This window comes from Paludibacter jiangxiensis (assembly GCF_001618385.1).
GTDB lineage: Bacteria > Bacteroidota > Bacteroidia > Bacteroidales > Paludibacteraceae > Microbacter > Microbacter jiangxiensis.
Genome location: NZ_BDCR01000004.1, coordinates 201359 through 219081, shown reverse-complemented (window position 1 = coordinate 219081; position 17723 = coordinate 201359). Strand labels below are relative to the sequence as shown.

At 38.0% G+C, this 17723-nt stretch carries 10 protein-coding genes; 3 read left to right on the top strand and 7 right to left on the bottom strand.

Annotation, left to right across the window (positions count from 1 at the left end):
• Window positions 1-15: 15 nt before the first annotated feature.
• The 4 genes from PJIAN_RS14925 to PJIAN_RS11055 all read right to left on the bottom strand — a co-directional run bounded on the left by PJIAN_RS14925 (window position 16) and on the right by PJIAN_RS11055 (window position 9102).
• Window positions 16-2400, bottom strand: coding sequence for an alpha-L-fucosidase (locus PJIAN_RS14925; RefSeq protein ID WP_068705028.1), 2385 nt, complete (start codon window positions 2398-2400; stop codon window positions 16-18).
• 13 nt (window positions 2401-2413) lie between these two features.
• Window positions 2414-4135, bottom strand: a complete 1722-nt coding sequence (locus PJIAN_RS11065; RefSeq protein WP_084252392.1) for an alpha-L-fucosidase — start codon at window positions 4133-4135, stop codon at window positions 2414-2416.
• A 305-nt stretch (window positions 4136-4440) separates the two neighbouring features.
• On the bottom strand, window positions 4441-6114 hold the full coding sequence (locus PJIAN_RS11060) for a RagB/SusD family nutrient uptake outer membrane protein (RefSeq protein WP_068705026.1): 1674 nt from the start codon (window positions 6112-6114) through the stop codon (window positions 4441-4443).
• 12 nt (window positions 6115-6126) lie between these two features.
• Window positions 6127-9102, bottom strand: a complete 2976-nt coding sequence (locus PJIAN_RS11055; RefSeq protein WP_068705024.1) for a SusC/RagA family TonB-linked outer membrane protein — start codon at window positions 9100-9102, stop codon at window positions 6127-6129.
• Window positions 9103-9750: 648 nt separating this feature from the next.
• Here PJIAN_RS11055 and PJIAN_RS11050 point away from each other — a divergent pair.
• A complete protein-coding gene (locus PJIAN_RS11050; RefSeq protein ID WP_068705022.1) occupies window positions 9751-13806 on the top strand; it encodes a hybrid sensor histidine kinase/response regulator transcription factor in 4056 nt (1351 codons plus the stop codon).
• A gap of 155 nt (window positions 13807-13961) precedes the next feature.
• Here PJIAN_RS11050 and PJIAN_RS11045 read toward each other — a convergent pair whose 3' ends face one another.
• Together PJIAN_RS11045 and PJIAN_RS11040 are read right to left on the bottom strand one after the other, a co-directional pair.
• Window positions 13962-14189, bottom strand: coding sequence for a site-specific integrase (locus PJIAN_RS11045; RefSeq protein ID WP_068705020.1), 228 nt, complete (start codon window positions 14187-14189; stop codon window positions 13962-13964).
• A 183-nt stretch (window positions 14190-14372) separates the two neighbouring features.
• On the bottom strand, window positions 14373-14603 hold the full coding sequence (locus PJIAN_RS11040) for a hypothetical protein (RefSeq protein ID WP_153802556.1): 231 nt from the start codon (window positions 14601-14603) through the stop codon (window positions 14373-14375).
• A 262-nt stretch (window positions 14604-14865) separates the two neighbouring features.
• On the opposite strand from PJIAN_RS11040, the gene PJIAN_RS11035 reads away from it, so the two are divergent.
• Together PJIAN_RS11035 and PJIAN_RS11030 are read left to right on the top strand one after the other, a co-directional pair.
• A complete protein-coding gene (locus PJIAN_RS11035; RefSeq protein WP_068705016.1) occupies window positions 14866-15642 on the top strand; it encodes an alpha/beta fold hydrolase in 777 nt (258 codons plus the stop codon).
• Window positions 15643-15730: 88 nt separating this feature from the next.
• Complete coding sequence (locus tag PJIAN_RS11030) at window positions 15731-16825, top strand: DUF6544 family protein (RefSeq protein WP_201787359.1); 1095 nt, start codon at window positions 15731-15733, stop codon at window positions 16823-16825.
• Window positions 16826-16960: 135 nt separating this feature from the next.
• Here the strand turns inward: PJIAN_RS11030 and PJIAN_RS11025 are convergent, their stop codons facing one another.
• A complete protein-coding gene (locus tag PJIAN_RS11025) occupies window positions 16961-17557 on the bottom strand; it encodes a DUF4290 domain-containing protein (RefSeq protein ID WP_068705014.1) in 597 nt (198 codons plus the stop codon).
• Window positions 17558-17723 lie beyond the last annotated feature (166 nt).

Sequence of the window (17723 nt, the reverse complement as noted above, 5' to 3'; positions counted from 1 at the left end):
CTATCTATCTGCGCATTATTCAATCGCCGCAAATGTCATTTTATCTATACTCAAGCCCGGGCCATCGAATACAAGTTTAAGCACATGTTTTCCGGCATCGAGCTTAATGGCACTCTTAACGACACTCCAATTCTGACGACCATTGGTACTTGGGGTAATCACATTGCCCGTTTTATCAACGCCATCGCATTCGAGATGCAGGCGAGCATTGTCCGAGGTGCAGGCAATCTGAAAACTGACTTCGTAGGTGGTACTCTTTGTGACGTTGACAGTATAAGCCATCCATTCGCCGGGACTGGTGCGGTAAACATCGAAACCTCCGGCGCTACATACTTCAATATCGACACCCTGATCCAAACGGTACTGGCGACCAGTATTCGCGTCATCCCTGTCAAAATAGGCATCACCTGGACAGCCTTTGTCAAAGTCTTCTGCTTCAATAATTCCGGGAATAGTATTCGGCTTATATGCCTCCTGTACCATATCGCACACTTCGACAAGCGACCAGCCAAATGTTTTAGAATCAGACTTGTTGTCAATGGCAGACAATGATTTACCTACAGCAACCCCATCGTTTACAGAAAGCATGATGGTCGGATATTTTTTATTGGTTATTTTGTACAGTCCGGCAAACGAATGTTCTACTTTCCAAATCTGATTATCGTTGGCAGATGCTTTTGCCAATATCAATTGCCCGTTTTCGCCATATTGCAATACCTGCTGAATATCTTTGCGGCTCTGAATAACATAATATCCTTTCCCAAGCGGTTTAAGTTTCCATTGTGAAGTGAAATTTTTATCTTTCCCCGTTAGTTTCAAATCAGCATTTAAGGCAAAGGTTACCTTTTCGTTACCGGGCACAATATAATAGTGAGGTTCGCAATTCACATCCACATACGTATCCAATACAGGAATCGCACCTGCAAACGTGAGTTTAACAACATAAGCCATATCATCAAACGATTTTTCAGGAAGTTGAATGGTCAATCCTTTTTCATCTTGTTTGTACTTAAGTGAGACATAGCTATTGGCTTTACCATTGATCAACTGAACGGACTTAAGATTTTTCAGATTGATCCTATTCTCACTCAACGAGGTAAGTACCAGCTCGTTTTGGTCTTGTTCCCTACCCATAAAAATGGCATAAAGCGTTTTGTTATCTTTCGATCGGGTAAAACGAATATCCTTAATGGTACCTGCCTGTGGCTGCGAAAATGCGCCTCCTCCAATTTTGGTTGCCCCCTCTCCATATTTACTCCAGGCTCGGGTTGCATAAATGGCTTCGCCGTATTTTTTGAGCCACTCTCCCATTGACAAAAGAATGTCTTTCTGGCCTTCGGGGATAGAACCGTCTGCTTTTGGAGATATATTGAGCAATAAATTCCCATTTTTACTTACCCGATCAATAAAACCATGCAGAATGGCTTTTGCAGTATAGTATTTCAGACCTTCGGTATAACACCAACTCGACGAGCTGATGGCATCATCGGTCAACCAATAGTTTTCAGTAATATCAGCGGCTCCTCCACGCTCATAATCAAGAACTCCGCATTTGTCATTCAATCCATCTTTGTAAGTCGCAACGACTTCTTTGCCCCAACCTTGGGCACTGTTGTAATAGTACGACAAGAATCCTAAAAGAGTGGATTGTGCAAGTTTATGAAGGTTGAAATCCTGCCAGATAATATCGGGATGATAATTATCAATAATTTCTTTGTGTTTTGCCAGCCAAAAAGCTTCATTTCGTTCAGTTCCCTGCTGCCCGTAAAGCATTTGCAGTTTTGGATTGTCTGTTTTTGGGGCATCCGAATAAAAGCCGGTGATATTGAACGCATGATGCATGGCCATCAGAAATTTCATATCGTGTTTACGGATAGCCTTTTCAAACAATCCTGCCAAATCGAGTTTTGGCCCCATATCCTGCGAATTCCAGGGATTCACCTTGCTGGCCCACATAGAAAATCCATCGTGGTGTTCGGCTACAGGCCCGGCGAATTTAGCTCCGGCATCGGCAAATAACTGCGCCCATTCTTCGGGATCAAACTTTCCACCTTCCGATTTCAGTTTGGGGGCAAACTGGACAAAATTGCCTTGCTTATCTTTGGCGCCAGTAATGAAATTGTTGTAAGGCCATTCTTCGGGTGCACCGTAAACTTCGGTATGATGCTTGCGCTCGTTGGTATTTTTACCATACATATTTCGGGGATACCATTCGTTGGCATAAGCAGGTACGGCAAATACGCCCCAGTGGAAATATATACCAAATTTGGCATCTTTAAACCATTCGGGAACAGGGTTTACTGCTTCCAATGACTTAAATGTTGGCTGGTATTTTTGCGCTTGGGCAGAAATAGATACAAGGATGCCTGCGGCAAAAAGTAATAATGTGATTTTTCTCATGGCATTATATTGTTTATTGGTCTTGATATAATTTCATTTCGCTGATGTAAGGAGCTTTTTGAGCGCTCAATATTTTCAACCTGAATTGCTGTGCTTTGACTGTAGGAAAGGTTTTAACAGAACCCATTCCGAGTCGTTTTCCATCAAAGATGATTTTCCACTGATCGCCATCTTTATATTCAAACTGAAAGGTCTGGATAGTTCTGTCCCATCCTTCCGATTCCTGAATGAATGCAGCACAGATGTCAACCGGTTTCCCCAAATCGACTTCAAGAGAAACATTCCTATCTTCATCCGATGCTTCCCAGCGAGTATTTCCATCGTTGTCGAATGCTTTATCGGCTGTTGATTCTTTTTTTGAGGAAGATGCGGTAAACATTTTACCATCCGAAGCCGCTGGTTGAACGGCTATTTCTCCATCGGTTTCTATAACAACAACCGAGGCCACTTTATCCGGAGCAGTTGCCGGAAGTGAAATTTCGAGTCTACCATCCGACAACCTGGTTTTAAGTAACTTTGATGGTTGTACCAATAAATAGGCTTTTTTTACAGTAATTGCAGCAGGCACATGAAGGATGCCGTTTTGAGGCCAGTCGAATACACTCAGATATAGCTTGTTCTCTGTGCGGGTACAACGTCCCCATTTAAGATAAGGGAATGGGCTGGCTTTAGTACCGTAAATTGCCTCTCCATTTATTTTTAGCCACTCTCCATATTTTTTCAGGCGCACAACCGATGAGTCAGGGATTAATCCTTCGGAAGTAGGGCCTACATTGAGTAAATAATTTCCACCTTTTGAGGCGATGTCAATTAAGTTACGGATAAGCATTTCCGGGCTTTTCCAGTTTTGATCGTTTTTTTTGAATCCCCATGTTTCATTCATTGTCATACACGATTCCCAGTTTTTACCAGGGTAGCCGGTTGCCGGAATGAATTGCTCTGGGGTTTCAAGATCGCCGGATATACCTCCCCCCAAACGATTGTTGTAAATAATTCCAGGCTGCAATTTCAATATTGGCAAGAATTTTTCAGCACGGTCCTTATTCATGGCTGCCGGTGTATCAAACCATAAAACCGATACCGGACCATATTTGGTAAGAATCTCTTTCATCTGAGGAACGGCTACTTTGTCAATGTATTCGTCCATTGAACCTTCTTGAGCTTTATCCCAATGGCCTCGATCAGCAGCACCTCCCGCATGATGCCAGTCCTGAGACTGAGAATAGTAAAACCCAAGTTTCATGCCGTATTTTTTGCAGGCTGTAGCCAATTCTTTAATCACATCACGTTTGAATGGGGTTGCATCCACAATATTGAATTTGCTGGCATCTGACTTAAACATGGCAAATCCGTCGTGATGTTTGGTGGTTATAACGATATACTTCATACCGGCCTCTTTGGCAAGTTTCACCCACTGCTCGGCATTATATTTAGTAGGATTAAATTGTCCGGCAAATTTTGCATATTCAGCTACCGGAATTTTAGCGCTATTCATAATCCACTCACCTAAGAATGGAATATCCTTACCCTCCCAAACACCTGCCGGAACAGAATAAAGGCCCCAATGTATAAACATCCCAAAGCGGGCTTCGTTCCACCATTTCATACGTTGCTCCTTTTGTGCAGGAGTCTCTGATGTTGTGCTCTGTCCAAATATATTGGCACTACAAAGCACAACAAAAAAAAGAATCAATAATGAGATCGATCTTTGATAGAAAATTTTGCAGTTATTCATGGCATTAATAATTTAGGAATGAATCAACATTACTGCTCAATATTATATTTTCTCTGTAAGCACAGTACTTCTATTCCTTTCCATTCTGATATTTGGTATCGAAAATAGGATTTTGATTATTTCACATGCTTATATATTGTGGTAAACATTTTATTGTCAGCAATATCACACCATATAAGAATATCGTACACATCATTAAATTAAAGGTGGCTTCTGTAGACTTACAGAAGCCACCTTACACTTCACATATCTTCGTTGCCTATTTCATTGTCAGTCATATCTTTATAATTGTAATAAGCACATGACTAATACCCGGGATTCTGTTCCAGTTTTGCTCCCGTATTTGCTTCAATAACACTAAACGGAATTGGCCATAGATTGTATGTAGGAATCATACCCCCAGCCATAGTTGCATAGAATGGATTACATTTCATTACTCTGTCGTATAATTTACCTAAACGCATTAACGTTATACGACGCTTTTCTTCAACGCCCAATTCTCGCATTCTTTCGTCGAGAATATAGTCAATCGTTACGTTTTCTTTGGCGACAGGAGATGCTTTTGCTCGCGCTCTCACCACATTTATATCTGCGGCAGCCTTTTCTTGATCTTTTAAACCTAAGTATGCCTCGGCCCGAAGTAAATATGTTTCTGCCAATCTAAACATGTATTGATCGGTATAAGTTCCCCCTGCGGTACTTTTCAAATCAAATGTGGCTGCATTCGAATATAACCCTGCTGGATGGTGATACGGGGTAGTGCATTTTGATTGATACGGATAAAATGAGCGATTAGGCACTGTTACTCCTGCTGGGGGAGTTTGTGTTGAAATAATCTTACCATAATAAGCAGTTCCAACTTTATTTCCTACAAAATTGCGTACAAAATTGTGATTGGCATTACGCATATCGGTCGTAAAATCACTTTTCCATATGGTATCACTAAAATAAACTGTAGATATAGCCCAACCAACACCTCGTCCTCCTGTATAATCACTAACTGGCCATCTGAACGGATTGACACCACCAATACTTAAATCACGTACCATGGGTGAATGATGTCTTTCTAACAAATAACCCGATTGCGCCGTTGAGACAAGACTTCCGCCGTTAACGTCAGTTTCAAACTGAATTACCCAAATCGCCTCTTTATTGCCAGACTTTCTGTTTTGATTCCCCGGCCTAAACATATCCCAATATACATCACCTGGATTAGTAGTTGATTCTGATCCGAATCTATTTTGCATAAGGCCCATATTGGCATCTCCAATGACGACTGAGGCTGCATCTACAGCTTTCTGATACTCGCCTGTTGCTAAGTAAACTTCCGATAAGAGATGTGAAGCAGCTAAATTGCTCACTTCCCCATCTTGAACGGAAGAGATACTTGGAAGATTTGAGGCTGCGAATACTAAGTCGTCAATCACCTGCTTCAACACATCTGCTTTAGTGGCTCTTACATAATCATTTTTTACAGAAGTAACTTCAGCTGTAAGCAAAGGTACTCCTCCATACAAATATGCTAATGTTCTATATGCCAACCCCCGAAAGAATCTAGCTTGTGCTTCCACCAATTTTTTCTGACTATCAGTCATACTTGATGCAGACAAGCGACTTGTTATTGTATTGGCATCCGCTACAATTTTGAACAATTCGGTCCAATGCGACAATGCAATATCGCCGGTAGAATTATAAGCAGTTGACATAGGAGAGTGCCTGTTCGAACTTTGACTTGGTTGCCCATCAAATACGAGATCCGTACCATACAAATAGTCAAAAGGTCTGTTTTCGTCTTTTGAATAAAACTCACTACGAACCCTAGAATATAGCATATTAACAGCCGTTTTGAAATCGCTATAAGTTTGATATGCATTGTCACTGCTCAAAAAATCTAATGGCTTCTCATCCAAGAAACTAGTACTGCAAGAAGCCAATGTACACAAGATAAACAATAAAAATATTCTTATCATATTTTTCATAATAGTACTAAATTAAAATGTTACATTACAACCAACAGAATACCCTTTCATTACAGGTCTACCCGACGTTGTCAATCCCTGTCCTGTTTCAGGATCCCATCCTTTCCATTTAGTCCAAGTCGCAAGATTCTTTCCACTTACATAAACCGTTAGATCTTGAATTCCAATTTTCTTAATACATTCGAAATCCAATTGGTACGATAAACTTATATCCTGCAGTCGAATAAAGCTACGGTCTTTATACAATGTTGGAGTAATAGCGGGAGAACTTACTGAACGTGCATATTCTCCTGTAGTATTTGCCGGAGACCAATAATTAACGCCTGCGATGTCATTCCAACGTAAAGAGTTATCGCTTCTAGATACGGCTGGGCTGTTAGCTCCTAAATAGCCATTCTTGCCCCCCTGAATAGAATTAAAAAAAATACTTAAGGTAAATTTCTTGTAGCTGAATTTATTCAACATACTAACCCTATATGCCGGTTCTGTATGCCCTAAGACCACTCTGTCATCAGGAGTGATATTCCCATCTTTATTTTGATCCACGATTTTATAGCATCCCACATAATATCCGGAAGGAATCTTATCCGTGGCTTGATAAATCCCATCCGACTGATATCCATAAATCGTGCCTAATGATTTACCAATAAACAAATTACTTGCTATCATATCGTCTTCTTTCCCGTCTCCGTTTGTGTCAGCTCCAGTAAGACGAATAATTTTATTCGAGTTTGTGGAAAAGTTAAAGGTTGTACTCCATTGGAAGTTTTTACGATCAAAGTTAATTGTGGTCAAATTAACTTCCACTCCACTATTCTGAAGTTGCCCTACATTAGAACGTATTGTCGAAAATCCGGTAATATTAGGAATCGCAACATCGTATAGCAGATCATTTGTTTTATTTTTATACCAATCAATACTTCCATTGATTCTATATTTCAGTAGTTTGAAATCAACACCCAAATTAATCCCTGTTGTTTTTTCCCATTTGAGATCTGTGTTGCCCAAACTGCTCAACTCTTGTCCCACAACAGTTGATCCACCATCTCCATAAACATATGCATTTGAAGTAGTAACCTTAGCCAATGAAGAGTAACGTCCTGTTTGATTTCCACTAACGCCATACCCCGGTCTAACTTTGAGAAGATCAACCCATTTTACTTTAAAAAATGATTCTTCCGAAATAAGCCACCCTAATGCGACTGAAGGGAAATATGCATATTTCTCATTTGTTGCAAAACCAGAAAAGCCATCTCTGCGCAAGGTAGTTGTCAATAAATATTTATCAGAAAACTTGTAATTCAATCTTGCCATCTGGTAATTCAAAGCCTCTCTCCATGCGCTTGAATATGTATATTGTTTAGTTGCTAAATTCAGGTTGTTATATCCCAAAGTTAATCTATCAAAGCCTGTTGCATCCGCTTTAGTATAGTTGTTTTTGCGCTCTGCAGAACCATAGACGAAAGTCAAATTCACATTATGCTTACCAAAATTCTTTTCATAGGATAAAATATTGTCGAAGGTATAATCTGCATACTGTGTATTTTCTTTATACGCTTCACCTGTTATGCCTGCACCATAAATACTGGCCCAATTGTGAATGTCGGTCCTGTAGTTATTGCCATAGTTAAATCGATATTTCAAACCTTTGATAAAAGGGAATGCAATTTCGGAATATATGTTGGCGAATAAAAAATTATGCCGTTCATAATCATCCACCAAATAGGTCATAAATGGGTTTTTATCAAGCGTATTGAAGGGATAAGGGATAAGATTTCCATTACTATCATATGGAGTCAAGAGAGGTGATTGAGTTTCAATTTCCCACAAACTGGGTTCTGCACCGTCTTGATTAACAAAAGAGCCAAATGATTGTACACCGAGTTTCATCCATGGTGTAACTTGCGATTCCAGATTGACTCGCAAACTCTGCCTTTTGAATTTATCATTTATGATAAAACCCGTTTGATTTGTTGAGCTGCCTGAAATTAAATAATTAACCTTTTCACTTCCGCCAACTACACTCAATTGGTTCTCCAGAATGTAGCCGGTTTTTGTAGCAGCCTTCCACCAATTAAAATCATTTGATGAAAGATTTCCATTTGAATCTTTCATAGATGGGTCTACATAAGTTGCAACATTGAAAGCTGGATTTAAGGAGCCGTCGGTTAAGTATGCTTTATCCCAATACAAATCCCGCACATGATCAAGGTATTCCTGACGGTTCATAGGTCTCAAGTTAACAGTGGGTGTTTGAGTCGTATATGAGCTGGAAAAGGTTACTCTTGGTTTTTGATTGACAGCTCCTTTTTTTGTGGTAATCAAAATAACGCCATTTGCTGCCTGCGCTCCATAAACAGCAGTTGAACTGGCATCTTTTAGTACATCGATCGACGCTATATCATTGGGATTAATAGATGACAACGAATTGTTATATTGAATGCCATCTAAAATTATTAATACACTACTATTCCCTGAAATCGTATTAGCACCTCTAATTGAAATCGAAGGTGTCTGCCCTGCCGCTGTGACCTGTCCGATATTCAACCCCGAAACGGCACCCTGCAAACTCTGGACTAAGTTAGTGTTTGGTGATTTTCGAAATTCATCGATATTTGCGCTTGAAACGGAGCCTGTTAGATCTATTTTTCTTTGTTTTCCATATCCAACAACTACAACTTCATCCAATTTTTTAGTATCTTCAAGTAGACTAATATTTACGACCTTACTTCCCTTTATGTTTATTTCTTGCGTAATGTAGCCAATATAAGATACTATGAGTATATCATTTGGTGCCGCCTTAATATTATATTTTCCGTTAATATCGGTGATTGATCCAACAGATTTGTTTTTTACTTTTATATTGGCTCCAATAATGGCTTCTCCAGATACTCCTGTAACTTGTCCGTGTAAACTGATTTCCTGTGCAAAACTTGAGATTGAGAAAAATAACAAACATATCAAAATTAAATAATGAAAATGTTTCATGAATAATAAGTTTTAAAGTTAATAACTAATAATACGACACAATAAAATACGAGATCATTTTATTCCATAGGCATTCCGATTTTTTGATTAATCACAAAAAAAAATAGAAATATCAAAGATTTTCATACATGCTAGTCATTTCTATTTTCAATATTGACTTGTATAGGGCATTCATAAATCAGAGTGCAAAAGTATATTTTAGAAAAAAAACAGATCAACTGTAGCTCGTCAATCACAAACGTTATTCTATAAATGACATATTTGTAGTCGACATTTGGCAGAATACCATCCTTTTCCATAATGAGTATACTGTATCTTTATTTTCGCAAAAACGCATTAACTTTGAATTAATTATCAGACCATTATTAAACCTCATTATAAAAAAACTCCCTAAAAAAAGGATCATCTACAATGTCATCCGTTCTTTATAGCATAATGTCTGCTGTCAAAACAAAAGAGACTTTTAGAGCGACTCACTCTGCAAGTTTTCCAAAACGCTGCTTCGGCTCCACATAGCAATGGCAATATCAAATAGAAAGAACATGTTCTAACAAAATATCAACAACAGAGAAGATACTTTATGGGCGAATAGAGAGCTTATCAAATTTTGAATCTCTCATTGGATTTTTATTATCAGATTACTTGAAAATGAAATTAAGCGTAAATTTTAAAGTCATATTACTATTAGCGATAACATGCAGTTCGCCTATTAGCTTCAGCCAGCAAATTCCGACAATCAACATGCTTGTAAGGGATGGGATGTCCAGTAATTTCATTTCAGATATTACTCAAGATAAAAAAGGCTTCATGTGGTTTTCTTCCCGATACGGAGTAAATAGATTTGACGGAAGTAAGATCAAGACTTTTATAAGAAATACAAATGTGCCAACCTTAAACAGTAATGATATCAACCACGTAACGGCTGATGTGTTTAACAATAAAATCTGGATATCAAACACATGGGCAGGCATTAATGTCTTTGATTGCGAAACAGAGACTTTCTCTTCTTTTTATCATACGGAGAATGACAAGAACTCTCTTGCTTCTAATTATATAACCAATATACTAGTAACCAAGAAAGGGAATGTCTGGATTGGGACTGCTGACAAAGGATTGGATCTGTTTGATCCTGTGAGCAAGCAGTTTAAGCACTATAATAGATACAGAATTCCTAATTTCCCTTCGGACAAAATAAGCTCGTTGGCTGAAGGAAAAAATGGTGATTTATACATTGGTCATCCAGAGGATGGGTTAACCATTTTTTCGCCTCAAAAAAAACAAATTAGGAACTTCAAACACGTAAATTCGGATAAATACTCTATTGCTGGCAATAGAATAAATTTTATAGTTTACGATACAGATTCAATTGTTTGGCTTGCAACAGATAATGGATTGTCCATATTCAATCCTTTGACTGGAAAATTTAGAAATTTCAAGGATGCAGGTGGAATTCATAGTACAATAAAGAAAGATGTGCTTTGCATCAGTAAAACAAGCGACAACCGTATATGGATAGGAACGACTTCAGACTTATGTTACTTTAATCGCAGGGATATTGAAGAAATATTGCGTGGAAAGAAAGACGTAAATTTCATGTATATACAAGACATTTTTTGGGGGATTTCAAATCCATCTGTCATGCGAGTTTATGAAGACTCTTTCAAAAATATCTGGATCGGGTCTAATGGTGGCGGGTGTAGCTTTATAAGTAATATTTCGCCTTTCTTTAATAATTGGAAAACCAATAGAATTCCAGGTGTAGTAAATGGTATGAATGATATCGAAGCTACATGCATTTGTGCTCCTGAAAATGGAAAAGTGTGGATTGGAACTGATGGAGGTGGTATAAATGTATATGAAAATGGCAAAAATGTCAAAATATATTCGCGAGATAAAGGAAATGCTTCATCGCAATCATATTGCGCATCCATAAGGACTTCAAATGGTGATTTATGGTTCGGGACCCCGAGTGATGGCATTGATATATTTAATCAGAAAGGTATTCGAACCTCTAACTACCAGCTTAAACTCGGCCATTGCATAATCTATTGTCTTTATGAAGACAATAGACGAAACATATGGATCGGAACAAACAAGGGTCTTGAAATATGCAATTTAGACACCAAAGAAATCACTCTTCTCACAGCAGAGAATGGCAATCTGCCAACAAATGAGATTAGATCTATTTCGCAAGATCATTATAATAGGATTTGGATAGGGACTCTGAACAAAGGAATTATCCTTTTTGACAAATTGTCGAAAAACACAAAATACACCAAAAGCCAGATTGGATTCAACAATAATGTAATTAATCAAATATTTCGTGATTCAAAAAATCGCATGTGGATAGCAACTGGCGAAGGATTAATTTGCTTTCCAACTAATCGATTGGATAAATACATTATACTAGATAACAAACATGGATTAGCTTGTAATTCGATTTGTGCAATTGCAGAAGACACTCTGGGTTATATATGGGTAAGTACTAATCTTGGAATTAGTTGTTATTTGGAAGCGGAAAATAGATTCTTGAATTATGATCATTTTGATGGAGCTTTATATGGAAATTATATCAATAATTCCGTAGCAAAAGCTCCGGATGGAACAATATATTTTGGAAGCACAAATGGAGTCTGTTTTTTTAATCCTCTAAAAAAACAACTGCATGTCATTCTACCCCCGATTGTATTTACGGAATTCAAGGTTTATCAAAAGGACTCCTACAAAGATGCCCCCGATGTGAGTTTGCCAATGATCAACGGCAATGTATCTCTAAAATGCAATCAAAATATATTCAGTGTCTCTTTCAATATTATGAACAAAGCCCTTCAGGGACAAATAGAATATTCCTACTTGCTCGAAGGTCTTGAATCTTCATGGATCAATATAGGATATGAAAATCATGTAACCTTTAGAAATATTCCATATAATAAATACAAATTGCACGTGAGAGCTCGCTATAAAAGTCAAAAATGGCAAGAAAGCCCTTCAATTCTCACCATAACTATCGCGCCCCCCATCTGGCTAACTTGGTGGGCAAAATTAATTTATATTATACTCTTGACTGTTGGCACATGGTACGTAATTAGTTACTACAAAAAGAGTTTACAGTTAAAAAATACTTTTCTTTTGGAAAAAGAAAGAGCTCTCAAGCAACAAAAAATCCATGAGGAACGATTGCGATTTTATGCGAACATAGCCCATGAATTGAGAACTCCTTTAACATTAATACTTGGTCCTCTTGAAGACTTACAAAATAGCTTGGGTTTTAGCAAAGAACAACAGCGTAAGTTATCACTTATTCAAAAAAGTGCATTACGCCTTTTAAATTTAGTTACTCAAATATTAGAATTCAGGAAAACCGAAACTCAGAATAAACAGCTTCGTATTATTAGAGCCAATATTGCAGAAGCAATTATGGATGCTGGGGTTAAATTCAAAGAATTAAACATGAACCCAAACATTAATTTTGAAACTACCATCGATACGGATAGAACATTATTATATTTTGATCATGAGGTGATTACAACTATACTTGACAATCTCCTATCTAATGCATTTAAATACACAAAAAGAGGTAATATACATTTGCGTTTACGTTCGGTAATTGTAAATCAAACTGAATTCACTGAGATTGAAGTCTCTGATACAGGAATCGGTATTCCAGAAGTTGATCTTCCTCATATATTTGAGCGTTATTATCAGGCGAGTAATAGGGCAAATATTACTGGAATTGGCATTGGTCTATCTTTGGTAAAAAATCTTGTTGATCTTCATAAAGGGTCAATCTATGTTGATAGTAATCCAGAAGTCGGGACAACGTTTCGCATAAGATTGTTGACTGACAATTCATATCCCAATGCTATTCACATAAATAATGACTGTGCCGTCTTATCCGAAGAAAAATCAAAAAAACCAATAGTATTAGTGGTCGAAGACGATATTGACTTACGAAATTACATCGCTGAATCATTAGAGAGTGTATATTCTATTGTTTTAGCTGAAAATGGAGAGAAAGGATTAGAAGCAGCGCATGCTAGTATTCCCGACATCATTATAAGTGACATAATGATGCCAGTTATGGACGGAATGGAATTTTGTAAAAAAATAAAGAATAACATAGAAACAAGTCATATACCAGTAATCTTACTTACAGCAAAAGATACAATACAAGATAAGGCTCTCGGATATGAAATAGGAGCTGATTCGTACATAACAAAACCATTTAGCACAATCCTATTAAAAAGCCGAATTGAAAATCTAATGTCTGCTCGGAATAAGCTTGCATTATTAATATCATCTAATCTTTCATTAAAGCATCATCTCATTACTGAATCCACCAATAAATTAGACAATGAATTTATCGAAAAGATCACAAGCGTGATTGAAGAAAATTTAATGGATGAAAAAATTGACATGTCATCAATTTCCTATCAGTTATCTATGAGTTATTCTTCTCTATACAGAAAAATTAAAGCGTTAACAGGAATGTCTGTGAGTGAATTCATTCGCAAAATTCGAGTCAGAAAAGCAGAACAGTTTCTGTTATCTGGTAAATATAATGTGTCGGAGATAACTCATTTGGTTGGGTTAAATTCTATTTCATACTTCAGAGAATGTTTCAAAGAAGAGTATGGAATGTCACCATCTGTATATATCAAAAAAATCAAAGAAAATAAGACATCGATGGATTTAGAATCCTAGAAAATTAATTAGACAATTATCTTGTAATGAAATAGCATTACAGTTTTTATTGAACTAATTTACAGGGTGTATAAAACGAACTGTGCCAGGCTTAAATTTTCACTAAAAACTCTCCGTTCGGGGAACGCCTCGCGGCAATTTATAAAAATCTTAAATCAATCTCCAAATTTAATTACCAACTGATGAGCTGTTGTCCACCAGTTGCTTAATGGCATGCTCCACTTTTCAACCTTCCCTGTAACCAATTTACTTCCAACGGTTCGAGTCATTGATTCAACGCTCTTTATTTCGGCTGCCTTGCAAGCATCTTTGATATATTCGTTGAAGCGTTGGTTTGTGATTGGTTCAGGTAGATTATATTCATATTTCTCCAATATCTCCATTACAACAGGATGTAGTGGAATTGTCTCCTCGTTATTGTTTTTTTTTGGCTGAATGTTATTAATCCATCTTTAATATCAGTTTTGCCTATGTTCTCCAAACCAGAAAAGCGGCAACCAGTCGGAAGAAACATTACTTATATTCGCTTCATTGAAATATTTTAAGCACAGAAGTTGCAATACTATTTATCTCTCATTGTTGGCGTTTACATCATCAATTAGTACTTTTGTTTCATTATTAAGCAAACGTACTTTGGGAATATTGATACGCTGTTCTGTAATATTCCAATATTTTGAAGATTGAAAGATATTTATTTTTGCGCGCTTGTTAATTCTACCATGTGAAAAACAGATTAATATTTCGCTTTCGACATTAGCATAAGTTTTCGGGGACTGTGAGTAATAGATTGTCGCCATATTAGTTATTGTTTCAAAAAGCTGATACAAATACATTTATTTTTGGCAATTTAGCTGTTACATAATTCAATTTATTTTAAAGTTACAAAGAACTGAATTTATTGCATTTAAGCATATACAATTAACATTTTCAGGCTTTTTGAAATCTATAAGTTTTGCTTTGGGAAGGTCCCAGCAGAACAACACTTACAAATCACTGTAAATTCTTTTGCAGGGATTTGTTGTTTTATACTATCCTTTAACCATTTAACATCATCCTTCCATGCAGGCACGCCACTACACTCAAAACAAGAGCACCCGTATTGCCTATTATGACAACGGGAAAGATGCGACTCCAATCCTTTTCCTCCATGGACATTTTAGCTGCGCAAGCACGTTTAAGCATATTACAAAAGAGCTGAACGAATACCGCACAATCCTTATAGACCAAAGAGGTCACGGCTGGAGCGATCACAGCGATGACTATTCCCGCGAGGCCTATATAGACGATGTGCGCGCTATCATTGAAGCGCTTCACTTGAAAGATGTCATCATAGTTGGGCATTCTCTGGGAGGGGTCAATGCGTATCAGTTTGCTGCCCGTTACCCACAATACGTCAAAGCTTTAATCATTGAAGACATTGGCACCATTGTAAATAGCGACATGCGTTCGTTTCTGCTATGGCCTCGCCGCTTTGACTCCATCAGATCATTAAAGCTTCATTTCCGCAAAAACAAAATGGGGGACAATACTTATTTCATGGAAAGTATCACCGAATTTGAAGACGGATGGGGTTTTCGGTTCGATTACGAAGATATTGTCCGTTCGCAGCAACAACTCAACGGCAACCACACCCATGATTGGGATAAAGTTACCTGCCCTACTCTGTTAATGCATGGCGAGAAAAGCTGGGCCTTCCAATCCGAAAATGCCACAGCCATGTGTGACGGTAAACCAAACATACATCTTATTGAATATCAGGGTTGCGGTCATGTGATTCACGACGAACATCCTCAACAATACGTCGATGACATTAAAACGTTTTTAGAGTCTCTATAGTCTACAGAAGAAATTCCGGGTTGGTTTTGTATTTTTGTTTGGCAAACGATGCAATTTTCTTATTATCTATCGCTTAACCACTTAGATTATGATACTTAGAATTCTTTTCGCTCTACTGATTATTGTGCATGGCCTCCTACACTCAATGGGCTTTGCCAAAGCATTCGGTTACGCTTTTGCCAACCAGTCTATTTATATTTCAACATCTGCGGGGTATGCGTGGCTAATCAGCGGATTACTTTTTCTCGCTGCCTCTTGGTTATTCATTGCAAAGAAAAAAAGCTGGTGGATAGCCGCTGTCATTGCGGTGATCTGTTCCCAGGTACTGATTATTTCGGCCTGGCAGGATGCCCGCTTTGGAACGATAGCCAACACAATTATCCTGTTTACGTCCATTCTCGCAGGAGGAAGTGTCTGCTTTGAAGAAATATTCCGGCATGACGCACGCAAGAATCTAAAGCACAACTCCTTTCCCTCAAGTGATCTCCTCACGGAAAAAGATATGCATCACCTTCCCGAGCCGGTAAAACGATACCTCAGGTACGTTGGCGTTGTAAACAAGCCTAAAGTCAAAAATTTCAGAGTGGTTTTTGAAGGAGAAATGCGGGATAAAGGGAAAGATTTCTTCCCTTTTGTGGCAGAACAATACAATTTCTTTGCAAATCCGGCACGCTTATTCTTCATGAAAGGAAGGATGTTCGGCATCGAAGTTCCCGGCTACCATAAATACACCAACGCGAAAGCCCGTATGGACATAAGATTATTCGGGCTCATCCCCGTCATCAAGAAATCCGGCCCGGTAATGGACAAAACAGAGACCGTCACTCTCCTTAACGACATGTGCCTGTTGGCTCCGGCATCATTGATTGACAAAAGAATTGAATGGCAGCCTATCAACGATTCCATGACAAAAGCTATATTCACTAACGAGAACATTACCGTTTCCGCCATACTCTATTTCAATGCAGAAGGACAGCTGGTCAACTTCACATCAAACGACCGTACAGCAATAGCTTATATGAAAGAGTTTCCGTTTTCTACCCCGGTAACTGAATACAAAAATATTAACGGATACAATCTTATTTCGAAAGGTGATGCGGTGTGGCATTACCCCGATGGAAAATTCGTTTACGGAAAATTTACCCTGAAAGAAATTCAGTATAACAGAGATTATATTGATTAAGCAAGTAGTAAAAGAATAACTCCGTCCTTTCGGGCAGAGACAAAAGGGGAAGAAGCCTTATTGGCTTTAGCATCTAAAAAAGGGAGTAACAATAATTTTTCAGTAGTGTTTCTTGCCTCAAAACAAAAAAGCGACCTATTTGGTCGCTTTCTTGTTTTGATTATTGGGTTTATTCTTTTTATTAAGAATTTCTTTGGATTCCATCAACTTTAGAAAATCCGGATTGATATTTAATCGTCCACGCGACAGTTCCCGCAGGTCATCAAAAATTTTCCGGTCTTCCACCACCTCTTTATTCCACGTCAGGTAGCACTTTTTCATATGGTTGGCGATCAGCAGCAAAAGCTGGTCTTTTTGTTCGCCTTCCGGATAATCAATTGCCTTGGCAATCATCTGTTCCAAAACGCGGCCATAGTGCGGGTAGCGTATGGATTTATTTGAAAACGGAATTTTATCCGGATGCGTATACAAGTTCTCTTTTTTCAGAACTTCGCAAGGATAATCAATATCCAACTTGAAATCAGACATTATTGCAAGGTGATCCCACAACTTATGTTTAAAGTTATTGATATCACGTAAATAAGGAAACAAATTTCCCATTATCGAAATAATAGTCTGGGCACAACGTGCTCTCTCCTTGGGGTCTTCAATGTTGACGGCGTGCTGCACCATTCGCTGAATGTTGCGACCGTATTCTGGTAGTATCAATGTTTGTCGTTTAGCGTATTCCATATCACAGATTCCCCTCCGGCACAGAGGCTTTATTGATAAAGTTTTTGCAAAGGTACACATTTTTATTGCTATTAGAGGTGATTTTTAGATGATCCGCAGGAAAATAGCAGAAATAACGTATTTTTGTATGCAATTCTCATCGAAAAAGAGATACCATTGTCGTTCA

Coding starts and splice junctions, on each gene's coding strand:
- PJIAN_RS14925 (WP_068705028.1), bottom strand. CDS start 2,400: ATGAGAAAAATCACATTATTACTTTTTGCCGCAGGCATCCTTGTATCT.
- PJIAN_RS11065 (WP_084252392.1), bottom strand. CDS start 4,135: ATGAATAACTGCAAAATTTTCTATCAAAGATCGATCTCATTATTGATT.
- PJIAN_RS11060 (WP_068705026.1), bottom strand. CDS start 6,114: ATGAAAAATATGATAAGAATATTTTTATTGTTTATCTTGTGTACATTG.
- PJIAN_RS11055 (WP_068705024.1), bottom strand. CDS start 9,102: ATGAAACATTTTCATTATTTAATTTTGATATGTTTGTTATTTTTCTCA.
- PJIAN_RS11050 (WP_068705022.1), top strand. CDS start 9,751: ATGAAATTAAGCGTAAATTTTAAAGTCATATTACTATTAGCGATAACA.
- PJIAN_RS11045 (WP_068705020.1), bottom strand. CDS start 14,189: ATGGAGATATTGGAGAAATATGAATATAATCTACCTGAACCAATCACA.
- PJIAN_RS11040 (WP_153802556.1), bottom strand. CDS start 14,603: ATGGCGACAATCTATTACTCACAGTCCCCGAAAACTTATGCTAATGTC.
- PJIAN_RS11035 (WP_068705016.1), top strand. CDS start 14,866: ATGCAGGCACGCCACTACACTCAAAACAAGAGCACCCGTATTGCCTAT.
- PJIAN_RS11030 (WP_201787359.1), top strand. CDS start 15,731: ATGATACTTAGAATTCTTTTCGCTCTACTGATTATTGTGCATGGCCTC.
- PJIAN_RS11025 (WP_068705014.1), bottom strand. CDS start 17,557: ATGGAATACGCTAAACGACAAACATTGATACTACCAGAATACGGTCGC.